The 15,614-nt window shown below is 55.5% G+C and carries 16 protein-coding genes; all 16 read right to left on the bottom strand.

Features of this window, described 5'->3' with window-relative positions:
- Positions 1-332: 332 nt before the first annotated feature.
- The 16 genes from G7K71_RS10380 to G7K71_RS10305 all read right to left on the bottom strand — a co-directional run bounded on the left by G7K71_RS10380 (position 333) and on the right by G7K71_RS10305 (position 15,594).
- On the bottom strand, positions 333-863 hold the full coding sequence (locus G7K71_RS10380; protein ID WP_166346021.1) for a hypothetical protein: 531 nt from the start codon (positions 861-863) through the stop codon (positions 333-335).
- On the bottom strand, positions 860-1,186 hold the full coding sequence (locus G7K71_RS10375; protein ID WP_013823627.1) for a YtrH family sporulation protein: 327 nt from the start codon (positions 1,184-1,186) through the stop codon (positions 860-862). The genes G7K71_RS10380 and G7K71_RS10375 overlap by 4 nt, the downstream gene beginning before the upstream one ends.
- 172 nt (positions 1,187-1,358) lie before the next feature.
- Positions 1,359-2,081, bottom strand: coding sequence for an amino acid ABC transporter ATP-binding protein (locus G7K71_RS10370; protein WP_166346244.1), 723 nt, complete (start codon positions 2,079-2,081; stop codon positions 1,359-1,361).
- Between the two features lie 19 nt (positions 2,082-2,100).
- On the bottom strand, positions 2,101-2,751 hold the full coding sequence (locus G7K71_RS10365) for an amino acid ABC transporter permease (RefSeq protein ID WP_013823629.1): 651 nt from the start codon (positions 2,749-2,751) through the stop codon (positions 2,101-2,103).
- A gap of 57 nt (positions 2,752-2,808) precedes the next feature.
- Positions 2,809-3,573: an ABC transporter substrate-binding protein gene (locus tag G7K71_RS10360; protein ID WP_166346018.1), complete on the bottom strand. Its 765-nt coding sequence runs from the start codon at positions 3,571-3,573 to the stop codon at positions 2,809-2,811.
- Between the two features lie 27 nt (positions 3,574-3,600).
- Positions 3,601-4,443, bottom strand: coding sequence for a putative beta-lysine N-acetyltransferase (gene ablB, locus G7K71_RS10355; protein WP_166346015.1), 843 nt, complete (start codon positions 4,441-4,443; stop codon positions 3,601-3,603).
- Between the two features lies 1 nt (position 4,444).
- Entirely contained in the window at positions 4,445-5,674 is a 1,230-nt protein-coding gene (gene ablA / locus G7K71_RS10350; RefSeq protein ID WP_166346012.1) for a lysine 2,3-aminomutase, read from the bottom strand.
- A 333-nt stretch (positions 5,675-6,007) separates the two neighbouring features.
- Positions 6,008-7,129, bottom strand: coding sequence for a Nif3-like dinuclear metal center hexameric protein (locus G7K71_RS10345; protein ID WP_166346009.1), 1,122 nt, complete (start codon positions 7,127-7,129; stop codon positions 6,008-6,010).
- Positions 7,120-7,812, bottom strand: coding sequence for a class I SAM-dependent methyltransferase (locus G7K71_RS10340; protein ID WP_166346006.1), 693 nt, complete (start codon positions 7,810-7,812; stop codon positions 7,120-7,122). Before G7K71_RS10340 ends, G7K71_RS10345 begins: the two co-directional genes overlap by 10 nt.
- Before the next feature lie 259 nt (positions 7,813-8,071).
- Complete coding sequence (locus G7K71_RS10335) at positions 8,072-9,385, bottom strand: TRAP transporter fused permease subunit (RefSeq protein WP_166346003.1); 1,314 nt, start codon at positions 9,383-9,385, stop codon at positions 8,072-8,074.
- 633 nt (positions 9,386-10,018) lie between these two features.
- Positions 10,019-10,513: a DUF1850 domain-containing protein gene (locus G7K71_RS10330; protein ID WP_166346000.1), complete on the bottom strand. Its 495-nt coding sequence runs from the start codon at positions 10,511-10,513 to the stop codon at positions 10,019-10,021.
- A gap of 1 nt (position 10,514) precedes the next feature.
- Complete coding sequence (locus G7K71_RS10325) at positions 10,515-11,519, bottom strand: TAXI family TRAP transporter solute-binding subunit (RefSeq protein WP_166345997.1); 1,005 nt, start codon at positions 11,517-11,519, stop codon at positions 10,515-10,517.
- Between the two features lie 337 nt (positions 11,520-11,856).
- On the bottom strand, positions 11,857-12,072 hold the full coding sequence (locus G7K71_RS10320; protein WP_041282950.1) for a biotin/lipoyl-containing protein: 216 nt from the start codon (positions 12,070-12,072) through the stop codon (positions 11,857-11,859).
- A gap of 57 nt (positions 12,073-12,129) precedes the next feature.
- Positions 12,130-13,125 (bottom strand): electron transfer flavoprotein subunit alpha/FixB family protein, encoded by a 996-nt coding sequence (locus G7K71_RS10315; RefSeq protein ID WP_013823638.1) that lies wholly within the window; start codon positions 13,123-13,125, stop codon positions 12,130-12,132.
- A 15-nt stretch (positions 13,126-13,140) separates the two neighbouring features.
- The gene (locus tag G7K71_RS10310) at positions 13,141-13,911 is read right to left on the bottom strand and encodes an electron transfer flavoprotein subunit beta/FixA family protein (protein ID WP_013823639.1); all 771 of its coding nucleotides are present in this window, start codon (positions 13,909-13,911) and stop codon (positions 13,141-13,143) included.
- Between the two features lie 141 nt (positions 13,912-14,052).
- Complete coding sequence (locus G7K71_RS10305; protein WP_166345994.1) at positions 14,053-15,594, bottom strand: acyl-CoA carboxylase subunit beta; 1,542 nt, start codon at positions 15,592-15,594, stop codon at positions 14,053-14,055.
- Positions 15,595-15,614: the final 20 nt, after the last annotated feature.

Genomic DNA, 15,614 nt, shown 5'->3' with positions numbered 1-15,614 from the left:
TACCCGTAGGGGTATTAGGTGATTATAGATTAGCATGCGAGATCCGCTCTGTCAATACTTTTTTAGGGCTGAGTTATCCCCACTTTCCAACTACCCTGTTTTGGCTCCCGCTCGCTCCGGTGAGCCTCGCGGGCCAAACTATTGCTCGGCTCAAAGCTACGGCAGGCTTCCCGGCAAATTCGGCATCCTGCCTCAGTTGCCGGCCTCGGGCATCCATGCCCTCGGGCCTGCCTTCGCTTTTCGCCTCGCTAAGTTTGGCTGGCCGCTCAGCTCAAGTCGCTCGCTACTGAGCCAAAACAGGGGCTTTAAAAAACTGGGGATACTTCAGTTTTTTAGGGGTATTTAGAACACCATGATAAATAAATTCCCCTACTGGGGGACATGCCGGGAGCAGAGGCGTTCTTCTGGGGCAACGCTTCCAGGTAAATAATGGTCCGCTCGGCCACCACCACCAGTTTTACTTCCAGCACATACTTTCTCCCGTCCACATCCACCTGGCGCCGGTCCACCACCCGGGGGATCAGCAGGTGGTCCAGGCGGCTCACCTCCTGCCCCAGTAAAGGATGCAGCCATTCCCGCACGTGATTTTCTATAACCAGGCGGGCCCGGGCCTGATCCAATCCGGGTATTTCCTTTTCCTGGACCAGCGTAACGCTAACCTCCAGGGCGGTAATGGTTTGAGGCCGGCGGCCGGCCAAATTTTCCTTCACCTGCTGCAGCTCCTTTTCCGTAGCCGTCAGCTTCTCCTTCAGTTCGTTGTTGACCAGGGTCAGCCGGTCCACCTGCTGTCCCAGCAGGGCATTGACCAGGGCACCGCCTGAAAGCATGCCAATTAGCACGGCCGCCAGTAAGCGAGCTTTCATTTATTACCTCCGCACAGGGCCAGGATCAGGTAGTGGGCCGTCTGGGTGCCGGCCAGGGCACTGACAATGTAAAAAAGCTGCTTGATCACCGCCCTGACTTCTCCCTGGAAAAGCCCGCTTTCTAAAATTTCAAAAGTGGAAAAGGTGCCCCCGATGGCGGCGGCAATGGCCCAGATTTTAATGTCCCGGGCCAGTTTAAGCATGGTGATCACCGGCGGTTCCCGAACCAGAACGGCAGCCAGGGACCCTACCAGCGATGCCCCCAGCAGAATGCCCAGCGCCGTGAAATAAATCAACACCATTTTATTGAGAAACGTCTCCATGCCGGATCACTCCCGGGACAAGTTCATAATAAAGGTATTTTTCCGGCAGGAAAGATATGACTGGTCGGGGATTTTTAAAATGTTTAAATAAAAAACAAAGAAAAACCCCCTTTCGCAAATTGACCTGCAAAGGGAGTTTTTCTATGAAGGTGGTGGGGAATGAAGTGAAATTTCACAGGACTCTGCTCAAGAAATCCCTGGTGCGGCTCTTTTGTGGCCGGCTGAAAACCCGGGCCGGTTCCCCTTCTTCCACAATGCGTCCCTCATCCATAAAGATCACCCGGTCTGCCACCTCCCGGGCAAAACCCATTTCGTGGGTGACCACGATCATGGTCATGCCTTCCCTGGCCAGTTGCTTTATTACCGCCAGTACTTCCCCCACCAGCTCCGGGTCCAGGGCTGAAGTGGGCTCATCAAAAAGCATCAACCGGGGGTGCATGGCCAGGGCACGGGCAATGGCCACCCTCTGCTGCTGCCCGCCGGAAAGCTGACAGGGATAGGCGTCCACCTTATCGGCCAGCCCCACCTTATGTAAGAGGGCCAGTGCTTCTTCTATGGCTTTTTCCCTGGGCACCTTTTTCACCATAACTGGTGCTTCGACAATATTTTCCAGCACGCTCATATGGGGGAAAAGGTTGAAATGCTGGAAGACCATGCCTACCTCCCGGCGTAAAAGATTGAGGTCATCCTGCCGGGGGTCGATCACTTTACCGTCAAATATAACCTGGCCCTGTTCGGGCTGTTCCAGGAAATTCAAGCAGCGCAGCAGCGTGCTTTTGCCGGAACCGCTGGCCCCGATCAGCACTGCCACCTCCCCCTCCCGCACCTCCAGGTTGACGTCCTTGAGGGCATGCAGGCGACCAAACCACTTATTGAGATTGCGCACCTTGACCAGGCTCATTTCCCCTTCCCCCTTAACTTTCTATTTTCAAACGGCGTTCCAGGCGGTTGACCAGGAAGGTAAAGAGAACAACCAGGGCCAGGTAATACAGGCCGGCGATGGTATAAAATTGCAGCTCCGCAAAGTGGGTGGAAGCCAATTGCATGGAAACACCAAACAACTCTTTCATAGTTACGAAGGCGGCCAGCGATGAATCTTTTAAACCGATAATAAACTGGTTGCCTAAAGGAGGTACGACCCGCTTAAAGGCCTGGGGTAATATAACGCGGCGCATGGCCAGGCCGTAGCTCATGCCCAGGGAACGGGCGGCCTCCATTTGTCCCCGGTCAATGGATTGAATACCGCCGCGAAAAATCTCCGCAATGTAAGCGCCGTTATGCACGGCCAGGGCGATGGCCGCCGACCAGAAGCTGCCAAAGTCCACAATGGTAGCCAGGCCAAAATAAATGGCAAAGAGCTGTACAATGAGGGGGGTGCCGCGAATGACGGTAATGTACGTGTCGGCGATATAACGCCAGAATCTGCGCCCGGATATTTTCATGAGGGCAAACACCAGTCCAATAACCATGCCCATGGCCAGGGCGGTAGCGGTGAGTTCCACCGTAACCGCCGCAGCCCGGATAAAAAAGGGTATGGAGGTTACCAGGTAATATAAGAAGTCCATTTTGCGTCCTCCCACAAGTGATGTCTATCCGGGCAGTGCACAGGAGCAAAAACAACACTACTTACTTATATCGGTGCCGAAGTATTTTTTGCTGATGGCCAGATAGGTCCCGTCGGCCTTGATTTCTTCCAGGGCTTGATTTACCTTTTCCCTTAGCGGGTCGCCCTTGCGAAAGGCTATGCCCACGTTTTCAACAAAAAGCAGGTCCCCCACCGGCCTGATGTCCAGCTTTTGCTCGCGGGCGGCAATCGTACCCACAAACCGGTCGGTAATTACCGCCTCCACCCTCCCCCGGGCCAGATCCTGCAGGGCGGTCACATCACTGGTGTAATTCTTAATGTTTTTGGTATATTTCCGGGCCTCCTGGTCGTAAACACTGGAGATTAGCACGCCCACGGGCGTGTTGTCTTTTATGTCCTGGATGTCCTTGATGTTAGAATCGTTACGTACAAAAAGTTGGGGGCCGGAAACGTAATAGGGATCGGAAAAGTCCACCTGCTTTTGCCTTTCCGGCGTGATGGTCATACTGCCAAGGATGGCATCGTACTTTTTCGCCTTTAAGCCGCTGATCAATCCTTCCCAGGGTGTGGCAATGGGCACGGGCTTCATGCCCATCTTTTCAGCCAGGGCCCGGCCAATTTCCACGTCAAACCCGGTGAGCTGGTTGTTTTCGTCGAAGTAGTTAAAAGGACGGTACTGCCCGGACATGGCGTAGGTAAAGGTAGGCTCCTGTTCCGTACCACCACTGGAACTGCAGCCGGCCAGGATGGCCAGCGCAAAGACAAAACCCGGCAACAAAGAAAGCCACTTATTTTTTCCCACTTTAAGTCCTCCTTTTTTCATCCGATTCTATTCCACCGGTCTAACCCAGATATTCATGTTTTCAAACCCGCCATCAATGTGGCAGTTGTTGATGAGTGTGCCCCGGAAGACATAACCCAGGCGGTGAAGGACCAGGTTCATTCCGTAAGACGAAGCCCGGGCCAGGCTGTAAAGACAGTTAATATTGCGTTTAAGGCATTCTTTTTCGATGTGCAAAAGCAAAAGGCTGTTCAAAGCCATACCCCGGTAGGCGGGGTCGGTGGCACAGTTGGTCAGTTCGGCCCTGCGGTGCTCCCATTGAATTTCGGCTGCCGCCACGCTCGCCAACCGGTCACCGTGATAAACAACCATGAAAAGATCTCCCTTTTTCATGGAGCAGGCCAGGTAAAAGGGATCACATACCGGGGTGGGGTAGCTGCGGAAAACCTTTTTGAACAACCTGGCCATGGGGAATATGTCATCCCCTCCCGCCTGGCGCAGGGTGAACCCGGGCGGCAAATCAGCCCGCCATTCCTTTTTGCGGGCCAGTATCTCCCGGAGCACTTTTTGTTCCTGGTTTAAAACCCTGGAGTCTCTCCGCTCTGCCCGGGGGAAGGCTGCCAGGAAATAGGCATTCTCCCCTTGAAAATAACCATCGATCATACCTTCCACATGAAACCCGCCGCCCTGGATTTTAAGCAAATCCCCGGATTTGACCGGAAAGATAATTTTACCCATGCCCCGCCTTAAAGCCAGCTTCTTAAGAAAGCTGCGCAATGCCGCCGGATTCCCCGCCTGATAATCAATTACCCAGATCCGTTCGCTGGTTTGGTCCAAACGGGCCGACACCCAAAAATCCGGCCCATAATGCCTGATCATCCGGTTACCCAAGTCAAGTACCCCCTCTGACCTGGGCCACCCTGCTCTCCTTGTTTGCCTGGAAGGTAACCGCCTTTCCCTGTAATAATCCGGCCACTCCCGCGCCCTTGCCGGCGTATCTCTTTTCCTCCCAGCCAGGTTCCGTATAGACGTGGATGTTTCCTTCAAAATTGCGCAGGACTATCTTCCCCTGCCCCTGGGATAAGACGTAGTTCGGCCCCAGGGGTATTTTGCCGCCTCCTCCCGGAGCGTCAATGACAAAGGTGGGGACGGCCAGCCCGCTGGTATGACCGCGCAGACTTTCAATAATTTCTATCCCGGTGCTTACCGGCGTGCGGAAATGGCCTATTCCTTCGGAGAGATCGCACTGGTACAGGTAATAGGGGCGCACCCTGATTTGCAGCAACTTATGCACCAATTGGAGCATGATGTCCGGCCGGTCGTTTACCCCCCTTAAAAGTACCGACTGGTTGCCCAGGGGGATACCGGCTCCGGCCAGGCGGGCACAGGCCATGGCCGCCTGGGTGGTTATTTCGCGGGGGTGATTGAAATGGGTATTAATCCACAGGGGGTGATATTTTTCCAGCATGGCACAGAGTTCCGGAGTTATGCGCTGGGGCAGAACCACGGGAGCACGGGTGCCAATGCGGATGATTTCCACGTGATGAATGGCCCGCAATTTGCGCAGAACGTATTCCAGCTGCTCATCCGTTAAGGTGAGAGGGTCCCCACCGGAAATCACCACGTCTCGAACGCGCGGATTGTTCTGGATATAGGCAATGGCCCTGTCCAGGTGGGATTTGGGTAAGGGCCGGTCCCGCTGACCGGTCAACCGCCGGCGGGTACAGTGCCGGCAGTACATAAAACAACAATCGGTGACCAAAAGGAGCACCCGGTCGGGGTAACGGTGCGTCAGCCCGGGCACCGGTGAATCGACTTCCTCATGAAGGGGGTCTCGCATATCCCCGGGCACCGTTTGCAGTTCTTCGGGCTGCGGTACGGCCTGGAGCCGTATGGGGCATTTACAATCGACCGGATCCATTAAGCCGGCATAGTAGGGCGTTATGGCCATACGAAATTTTCTCAGGCAGGCTGCAATGTCCCTCATTTCACCGGCAGTAAGTTTAATAAACCGGGTCAGCTCATCCACGGTGGTAATGCGATGCTTCAGCTGCCAGTGCCAGTCGTTCCATTCCTCCTCGGTTACCTGCCACCTTTCCCACAACTTTAACTGGTTATTCATTAGATCACTCCCAAGAGTTTTTCTAAAAGATACCTGACAACTTTATTGTTACTTATAAGTTGCCATGTTTCCCTTATTATAACACACCTAATTGTGAGGCAAACAGTTCAATAATCCACCCATTTTCCCCGTCAGGCTGGATATGGCTTGATTAACAAGCCATATCCGTAAGATGCTTTTAAAAACACAAAAATCCGGCAACCACCTGGTCACCGGATTCTGGCCATAAAGATATAATATTGCTCGTGGTTCAGAAAGGAACAGTGTTATCCTGAGCTAACGTGCAGCACCGGTAAGGGGCAACCGGGCAGCAACCCACCGGCGCGCCAAGAGTCACCAAGAGAAGAAATAAGGATCCTCTTCCGCATTGCTAAGCAAGCACTCTACAGCCAGACCCCTTCCCTGGCAGGCCTGGAGTAAATATTCTCGCAGAACCGGCAGGATTACCCTTTCGGTACCAAAGTGACCGGCATCCACAAAAGCCAACCCCGCCGCAAGCATATCCCGGGCGGTATGATAGCCGACATCTCCCGTCACGAAGACGTCCGCGTTAAGCGCCAGGGCTCTGGGCCAGAGATCACCGCCAGAGCCGCCACAAAGGGCCACCCGCTTAACCGGGCGTCCCTTTTCTCCTCCCCAGCGTACCGCAGGCAGTTCGAGAACTTCTTTCACATAAGTAACAAAATCCTTCAGGGGTAACGTTTCTTCCAGGACCCCTATCCTGCCCAGGCCGCTGGAAGGGGTGACCTGGTTGGCCAGGGGATAGAGATCGTAGGCCACCTCCTCGTAGGGATGGGCCTCAAGCATGGCCCGCACCACCCGCTCCACCAGCCCCTGGGGGACGATGGTTTCCAGCCGGACCTCCCTTACCTGCTCAAGACGGCCCTGCCGGCCGATATAGGGATTGGTTCCTTCCAGGGGCCTGAACGTACCTGTTCCCTCCACCCCAAAGGTACAATCACTGTAATTCCCAATCCACCCGGCCCCGGCTGCCCCGATGGCCGAGCGCACCGCATCCACGTGATCGAGGGGCACAAAAACCACCAGTTTCAAGTATTGTTCCTTTCCGGGACTCAGTACCTGGATATCCTGCAACCGCAAGCGCCGGGCGAGGACGTCATTTACTCCACCGCGACAGCGGTCCAGATTGGTGTGGGCGGCATAAACGGAAACACCGGCGCGGATGAGGCCGGCCACCAGTGCCCCAGCGGGCCGGTCCATCCGGATTTGCTTCAGCTCTTTAAAAAACAGGGGGTGGTGAGCCACAATCAGCTGAACATCCCTTTCCAGGGCTTCCCGGCATACCGCCTCATTTACGTCCAGGCAGAGCAGTATGCGCCGGACCGGAGCCCCCGGATCCCCCAGCTGCCAGCCGGGGTTGTCCCATGGTTCCGCCAGCTCCAGGGGAGCCATCTCCTCAATGATGGCGGCAATGTTTGCACCAGTCACTGACACTTCATGAAAACCTCCTTCAACCGGGTCAGTTTGGCCGAAATTTCAAGGGACTTGTCCTCAGCCCGGGGACTGCGGCTGCGGGCCAGTGCCTTTAGAACACGCTGGTACTCCGCCATTAATTTGTTCAGGTAAGCGGGAAGGAGCGGGTGTTTCTTTTCCACCAGGCGCGGGCCGATCTCCAGCGTAAAAGGATCCGTTACTTTTTCCAGGCCGGGTTCGGCCACCACAATCACATACAAATGGCCGTCCTCTTCCACCAGCGTTTCATCAACCAGGCGCCAGCCCTTTTCCACCAACCACAACCGCAGATCCCCCGCATCCACCATGGGCTGCAGGATCAGCCGCCTGGCGGCGGCCAGCACCTCCGGGGCAGCGGCCAGAATCTGCCGGATGGTGTTTCCCCCCAGGCCGGCCAGCACAATCACCTCCGCTTCCCCGGGTAAAAGGGGGCGCAGGCCGTCACCCTGGCGCACATCAATTTTACCGTCCAGGCCCTGCAGGTGAACCGCTGTACGGGCGCTACGGTAAGGCCCGGCATTTAACTCGGTAGCCACTGCTTTGGGACAGATACCCTTCGCCACCAGATAGATGGGCAACAGGGCATGATCGGTCCCGATATCCGCCACCACTGTCCCGGGCGGTACATAGGCGGCAATGGCTTCCAGACGCCTGGTCAGACGCAATAAATAGTCCCTCCACTTTTTCGTTGTCTATTTTAACAAGCGTCACGTCAAATAAAACGCCGAAGTTTAGACCGGGGGGGCCGGCCAGGAGCACCGGAGCACGAGGGACAACCCCTGGCATTATGCTACGGTATATTGTAACATTTACCAGCACCCAACCGCAAGAAAAGGGCGGCAAAAAAAACTAAGGCCCCCACTGGCGGGGGACCTAATCTTTAACCTCCGGTTTATTTGCAACCTGCCGGTATTGTGCGCACAATCACGGTATAAAGCTCTGGGCCGAAACTTTCCCGACCAGCTTTTTCCCCTTGATAATGTTGGCACCCAGGGCCAAAGCAATCAAGATTAAGCCGATGATATCTGTGTATATACCCGGATGAAGGGTCATCAGGGAACCGGCCAGCAGCAAGGCTCTCTCCGGTACGCTGGCCGCCCGCACCACAAAGCCAATGGTACTCCCGGCCAGGGCCATTACCCCGATAACCGCAGTCAGCACGGCCCAGGCAATATGCCAGAAGTCGCCTTCTGCGATCAGGGTCGGCTCGTAGGCAAACATGAAGGGCACGATAAAGGCGGCCAGGCCAATTTTACAGGCCGTGAAACCTATTCTCATGGGATCGTCCTTGGCAATACCCGCCGCGGCATAGGCCGCCAAGGCCACCGGCGGGGTAATAGCGGAAATAATGGCAAAGTAGAATACAAACAGGTGGGCAGCCAGGGGCAGCACGCCCAGCTTGATCAGCGCCGGCGCGGCCATGGTACCGGTCACGATATATGCGGCGGTGGTAGGCAGGCCCATACCCATGATCAGGGCCACCACGGCTGTCATCAAAAGCGCAAGCCACAGGGTGCCGGCGGAAAGGGCGACAATGAACGAGGAGATCTTCAACCCGGCACCCGTGATATTGATGCTGCCGATCACCAGGCCCGCCGCGGCACAGGCCAGGGCCACGGTACACGTATTTTGCGCAGCCGCCACGGCTCCTTCTTTAAAGCGCGACCAGTTTATCCGGGTCTCCTTATTAAAGAAGGAGACAATGAACATGGCGATAATGGCGTAAAATCCGGAGCGGATGGGTGTGTACTGGAGCACGGCCAGGAAGTAGACCAGGACGACCAGGGGAATCAGGAAATGGCCGCCCTCCCTCAACACCTTCCAGGCGGTGGGCAACTGCTCCCTAGGTAACCCGGTTAAGCCCAGCCGGCAGGCTTCAAAGTGAACGCCGAAGAGAACGCACAGGTAATACAAAAGCGCCGGGATGATCGCCGCCACCACCACGTTGATGTAAGGAATACCCAGGAATTCCGCGATGATGAAGGCCGCCGCACCCATAATGGGCGGCATGAGCTGCCCGCCGGAGGAGGCACAGGCTTCCACCGCCCCGGCAAAGTGCGGCTGGTAGCCGTTGCGCTTCATGAGGGGTATGGTAAAGGTACCGGTACCCACCACGTTGGCCACCGCGCTGCCCGAAATGGAACCCATGAACCCGCTGGCCAGCACGGCCGTTTTGGCCGGTCCCCCGGCAAATCGGCCCATCAGGGCCATGGCCAGTTTGAGCAGGAAATCGCCCATGCCCAGTTTTTTCCAGCATGGAGGTCAGGAAAATAAACAGGAAAATATAACTGGCCGAAACCCCCAGGGGCACGCCAAATATCCCCTCGGTGGTCAAATACATCTGGGAGACAACACGGCTTACAGAGTAGCCCTTATGGCCCAGCAATCCCGGGATATAGGGCCCGATAAAGTTATAAAGCAAAAACGTGCCGGCAATGATCACCAGCACCCACCCGGTGGCCCGGCGGGTGGCTTCCAGAATCAATCCGATCATAATGATACCAAAAACAATATCGGAGGTGTTGGGCGCACCCAACCGCTGCACGATATCCTGGTAATTTACCACGATATAAGATCCCGACGCCATGGCTAAAGCAATAAGAACCCAGTCCAGAATGGTGGCCCGGTTCCGTTCACCGCCCCTGCGTGCCGGTAGTGCCAGGAATACTATAATAAGTATCAAAACCAGGTGAATGTCCCTTTGTATCCAGGCTGTGAGCATGGATACACCTGCAGTATAAAGGTGAAAGAAGGTCAGGATCAGGGATACGGCCGTGATGGCAAGGGGAGTTAGAAAATCCCTTTTCCTTCTTTCCCCGCTGGAGCTCAATGCGGGATCACTCATAGTGCGCTCCTCCTTTCAAAATAAAACTATTTTACCTCGATGCGCACCAGCGCCTGCCCATCAAAGTGGTCGCCCAGGTGAATTTCCCGCCCGCGGTAAAGCAAGGTGTGGTCGGCAATGGTACCTACTCTCAATGGCAGGGAGTCCACTCGCCGGTACATACCCTCGATGATGTTCCACTTGCCTTCGCCGCGCAAAAGTCCCTCGCCGGTGTACCCCAACCCCGCTCCGAAAGAAAGGAACCTGGTGCCGGTGAGAACCAGTTCGCCATTGATTAATTGAAACTCTTCGTACACGGGCAGGCGGTCGACGGAGTGTATGTAACGAATCTCAAACTTCTCCCCCTGGTTGAGGTAGCCCACCCGTAACTCACGGCCTGAATTAACCTCACGCACCAGCAGCACATGGGGTCGCGAGGCCATATGATAACCCAGCAGAATCAACACCGGCACCAGCAACACAAAAATCAGGAAGAGGCCCGGCACGGGTACCCAAACCTTACATTTACCGGTTTTGATCAAACTACTTCATCTCCGGGGGAATGAGATGCTGGGGAACTTCCAACCCAATTTCCTTAAAGTATTTCACCGCACCGGGGTGCAGGGGCGCCACGGCGTTTTGGATGGAATTTTCGGGGGTGGTGTACTTGGCACCGGAGTACACCTGGACGATTTCTTCTTTGTTTTCAAAAATAGCTTTGACAATCTTGTAGGCCAGGTCTTCGGACATATTCTTGTGTACCATCACGCTGTTCCATACCGACGGGGCCGTTATTTCCTCGTCGACGCCTTTGTAGGTCCCGGCCTCCAGCTTCATCTCACCATAATAGGGGTACTTCTCGTGTACCTTGGCCATCTCTTCCTTGCTGAAGCTCAAAAGCTTGATCTGGTGCGTGGTGGCGAGATCCATGATGGAGGACGTCGGAGGGCCGACCGACCATATGCCCACGTCAATTACCTTATCCCGCAAGGCTTCAGTATTTTCGGTAAAGGACAAACGGAATACCTGGAACTGGTCGTAACTCAGGCCGAGGGCGTTTAACACCTGGTTGGCCATGGTCTCGGTGCCGCTACCCGGCGCTCCTACGGAAACTTTTTTGCCCTTCAAGTCGGCCATGGAATTAACTTTGCTGTCTTTCAACGTCACCACGTGGAAAAAGTGGGGGTACATGGCAAACAGGGTACGCAACTCGATGGGCTTGTTAAAAGCCTGCTCTCCCTTGATGGCGTGGTAAACAACGTCGTTCATCATCAGTGCAATTTGTGCCTCGTTGCTGTCCAGCAGGCGGGCGTTTTCCACGGAGGCACCGGTAACTTCGGCCGTAGCCTCAACGCCCTGAACGTGCTTGTTAATTATCCCCGCCATGGCGCCGCCATAAGGATAGTAGGTTCCCCCGGTACTGCCGGTGGCAATGGACAACCGCTGCACTTTACCGCCGCCCTGGCCGCCGCACCCGGCCACGACCAGAACCAGCAAAATGGCCAGCGTGACGGCTAACAAAACCCTAAACCTGTTCCTGAAAGACACCACCATAATACCTCCTTGAAATAATTATTTTGGTAATTAAGGCCGACGGAGAACTGCAAAATGGTATCCCTGGAACTCCCCTCCCTTCTGCCTTGATTTTTAAATTTTAAACATACTGAACCAATGTAATATTTTTTAATTTTTGAAAATTAGAGTATTTTAAAAGCTTTTTTAATGTACAGTCATCGGGACTGCCACTGGATAAACAGGCCCGGAACAGGACGGGAGAGGGGCCTTCTCAACCTTAATTAGAAGGCCTCTCTCCTTGATTGATGGACTGCTTTCTCTTTTAAACTGCAGCAATAACAAGTCTGATACAATTGTATAAGCCCTTACCTTACTCTAAAGTTAAAATTACCGTATCGGGATTAACCACATCGCCCGGGTTGGCCTTAATCTCTTTGACTACACCGCTGGCCGGGGCGTAAATTTTAACGTACATTTTCATGGCCTCGATGGTAGCCACGGGATCGTTTTCCTTGACTTGATCGCCTACTTTGACATCAACCGAGATAAGTTTGCCTACCATGGGAGAATTGACGGGAACACTCATGGAACTAAACCTCCTGTTTAATGGGGTTCTATGGCTTTGCCTATTAAGATTGGCTTTTTAACATTCTTTTTCTTTCCCGAGGAGCTTTCTGAACTCCCGGGTAAGCAGGGGTACCACTTCAAAGAGGTCACCCACGATCCCGTAATCGGCCACCTTGAAGATATTGGCTTCCGGGTCCTTGTTTATGGCCACAATCACCTTGGATGAACCCATCCCCGCCAGGTGCTGGATGGCCCCCGAGATGCCGCAGGCAATGTACAGCTGCGGGGATACGGTCTTACCCGTCTGACCCACCTGCATGCTGTGCGGCGCATACCCCGCATCCACCGCCGCCCGGGAGGCTCCCACCGCCGCCCCCAGCACGTCCGCCAGCTCTTCCAGTATCTTGAAGTTCTCCGCCGATTTCATCCCCCGGCCCCCGGAGACAATAATGTCCGCTTCGGTGAGTTCGGGACGGCTGGATACCTGGCGAACTACTTCTTTAATGATCTGGCGGATGTCCCCCGGCTCTACGTCCACCTGTACCACTTCCGCCGCGCGTCCCCCTTGGGGTTGGGGCACCGGCAGTACGTTGGGCCTGATGGTGGCCATCACCGGTCGGGCTTCCGGAGAGATGGCCTGGACAAAGGCCTTGCCCGCGTAAATGGGCCGGGTGAGGGTTATCTGGCCGTCCTGCAGTTCCACTTTCGTGCAGTCGGTGCACAGCCCCGTCTGCAGCCGCTGGGCCACCTGGGCGGCCAAATCCCGCCCCTGTACGGTGCAGCCCAGGAAAATGGCCGTGGGCCGGTGTTCTAAGGCCAGCCCGGCCAGCGCCCTGGTGTACCCGTCCGTGGTGTATTCGGCCAGAGCGTCATTTTCCAGCACGTATACCTTGTCGGCACCGTATTCCCCCAGGGCGGGCGCCAGTTCGCCCACTTCTTTGCCGATGATTACAGCCGCAACTTCTTCAGCCAGCTGGTCAGCCAGCTGGCGGGCGGCACCCAGCATTTCATAGGTGACTTTTTTAACCTTGCCGTTTTTGTGTTCGGCGTAGACCCAGATTCCTTTCCCCATTTCCTTCCACCTTCCTTAGATGACCTTTGCTTCTTCCCGCAGAAGCCGCACCAGGGCGGCGGCAGCTTCCGCCGGTTCTCCGGGTACGATCTTTCCTTGTGCCCTGGGGGAGGGCAGGAAGTATTTGAGGGCGCGCACTTTGGGCGCTACTTCTTCCGCGGTAAGTCCCAGGTCGCTCAGAGCGAGTTTTTCCATGGGCTTCTTTTTGGCCTGCATGATGCCCTTCATGGTGGGATAGCGGGGTTCGTTCAACCCTTTCTGGGCGGTGATCACCGCGGGCAGGGGCACTTCCACCATTTCGCTGCCCCCTTCAATTTCCCGGGTGGCCAGGGCCTTGCCGCCGTCTATTTCCAGCTTGATGACCATGTTGACCACCGGCAGTCCCAGGATTTCCGCCACCCGCCCGGCTACCTGGGCGGAGCCGTCGTCAATGGCCCGCCAGCCGCCCAAAATGAGGTCGTATTCCATGCGGGATACGGCCTTGGCCAGGATGGTGGCCGTGGTGTATTCGTCCATTTCTTCCAGTTCGGGGGTGATGAGCACGGCCCGGTCGGCGCCCATGGCCAGGGCCTGGCGCAGAACGTCCTGGGCCTTTGGCCCGCCCATGCTGACCACGGTTACTTCTCCTTTGGTTTTTTCCTTGATGCGCAGGGCTTCTTCCACGGCAAATTCATCGTAGGGGTTCATGATCAGGCTGACGCCTTCCGGGTTGATTTTGCCCTGGGCGTCGAGGGTGATTTTGGCTTCCGTGTCAAAGGTTTGCTTGGTGAATACTACTACCTTCATCTTCCCCCTCCTTAAACGTAAGAGCGGCGCAATTATATTGCAGGCGCAAATCTTCGGTGAACCAGGTTGGATGCGGTGCGCATTTTACGCGAAGCACTGGATTGGGCGAGGACGGCACCGCATCCTTGTCATAACTTTACCCTACAGGTTAATGTTGGAGTACTTCCGCCAGGGTCTGGCCACCCGTTTGTTCTCCAGGATATCCAGCGCCCTGGCGATATACTTCCTGGTATCGCTGGGCATGATGATATCGTCTATATAGCCGCGTTCCGCACCCCGGTACGGGTTTTCATACATTTCACGGTATTGCTGGATTCTCTCGGCGGCTACTTTGGCCGGGTCTTCGGCATTTTTAATTTCCTTGGCAAAAATTACGCTGGCCGCCGTTTCCGCACCCACAATGGAGACCTGGGCTATGGGCCAGGCGTAGACCAGATCGGCCCCGGTGTCCTTGCAGCACATCCCCAGGTAGGCACCGGCAAAGGATTTGCGCAGGATTACCGTGACCTTGGGCACCGTGGCGTCGATGTAGGCGTAAAGCATTTTGGCCCCGTGCCTTAAGATCCCCCTGTGTTCTTCATAGGAACCAATCATGTAACCCGGGGTGTCGTGGAAGTTAACCAGGGGGATGTTGAACAGGTCGCAGAAGCGCACAAACCTGGCCACCTTGTCGGCGGCATCGCAGTTGATCACGCCGCCCATATACAGGGGCTGGCTGGCCACAAGCCCCACCGTCCGGCCGGCAATCCTGCCGAAGCCCACAATCACGTTGGGAGCAAAGTCTTTCAGGATCTCAAAGAAAACCCCGTTGTCCACTATTTTATAGATCACCTGGTGCATGTCGTAAGGTATGTGGCCTTCCTCGGGCACCAGGCCGTCCAGTTCGGGAATGCTCCTTTCGGCCTCGTCGCCGGTATCCACCCGGGGCGGCTTCTCCCGGTTGTTTTGCGGCAGGTAGCTCAGGAGTTCTTTGGTCTTGTCCAGGCAGTCCTTGTCATCTTCCACCACCACGTGGGTTTGTCCGGTCTTGGTGGCATGGACATGCACGCCGCATAAATTCTCCAGGCTGATTTCCTCACCCAGCTGGGTCTTTACAAAGGCCGGCCCGGCTATCCCCATGAAACCGGTCTTCTTGCACTGGAAGACGAAGTCCTGCATCACCGGGTGGTAGGCCTGTCCTCCCAGGCAGGGCCCCATCAGCAGGGCAATCTGGGGGATAATACCGGAGGCAAGGATTTGGGAACGGAACAACCAGGCATAGGCCTCCAGGGTGTCCATGCCTTCCTGAAGGCGGGCACCGCCGGAGTCATTCATGCCCACAAAGGGTATGCCCATTTCCTTGGCCATGTCAATGGCCTGGGCGAATTTTTTTCCGTGGTATTCACCAAAAGTACCGGCCATGGAAGTATAATCTTCAGCCGCCACCATCACGTTCCGGCCGTTTACCTTGCCGTAACCCACTACCACGCCTTCAGCCGGAACTTCCCTTTTGTCCATCCCAAAGGCCGTGGTGCGGTGTTTGACGAACAGGCCGATTTCCGTGAAGGTGCCGGGGTCAAAGAAGTATTCTATCCTTTCCCGGGCCGTCCATTTGCCGGCTTTGTGCTGCTGTTCCACCGCCCTGGGGCCGCCCATTTGCAGGATTTTTTCTTTTTTCTCCTTGAGTTCCTGGTAGCGATCCATTTATGCTTCCTCCTCCAGAC

Source organism: Desulfofundulus sp. TPOSR (genome assembly GCF_011393055.1).
Classification (GTDB): Bacteria; Bacillota; Desulfotomaculia; order Desulfotomaculales; family Desulfovirgulaceae; genus Desulfofundulus; species Desulfofundulus kuznetsovii.
This window is presented reverse-complemented; position numbering and strand designations above follow the sequence as displayed.

Excerpts from the sequence above, each read along its gene's own strand:
- G7K71_RS10380 (WP_166346021.1), bottom strand. The coding sequence starts at position 863 with ATGAAAGCTCGCTTACTGGCGGCCGTGCTAATTGGCATGCTTTCAGGC.
- G7K71_RS10375 (WP_013823627.1), bottom strand. The coding sequence starts at position 1,186 with ATGGAGACGTTTCTCAATAAAATGGTGTTGATTTATTTCACGGCGCTG.
- G7K71_RS10365 (WP_013823629.1), bottom strand. The coding sequence starts at position 2,751 with ATGGACTTCTTATATTACCTGGTAACCTCCATACCCTTTTTTATCCGG.
- ablA (WP_166346012.1), bottom strand. The coding sequence starts at position 5,674 with ATGAATAACCAGTTAAAGTTGTGGGAAAGGTGGCAGGTAACCGAGGAG.
- G7K71_RS10335 (WP_166346003.1), bottom strand. The coding sequence starts at position 9,385 with ATGGGCGATTTCCTGCTCAAACTGGCCATGGCCCTGATGGGCCGATTT.
- G7K71_RS10320 (WP_041282950.1), bottom strand. The coding sequence starts at position 12,072 with ATGAGTGTTCCCGTCAATTCTCCCATGGTAGGCAAACTTATCTCGGTT.
- G7K71_RS10315 (WP_013823638.1), bottom strand. The coding sequence starts at position 13,125 with ATGGGGAAAGGAATCTGGGTCTACGCCGAACACAAAAACGGCAAGGTT.
- G7K71_RS10310 (WP_013823639.1), bottom strand. The coding sequence starts at position 13,911 with ATGAAGGTAGTAGTATTCACCAAGCAAACCTTTGACACGGAAGCCAAA.
- G7K71_RS10305 (WP_166345994.1), bottom strand. The coding sequence starts at position 15,594 with ATGGATCGCTACCAGGAACTCAAGGAGAAAAAAGAAAAAATCCTGCAA.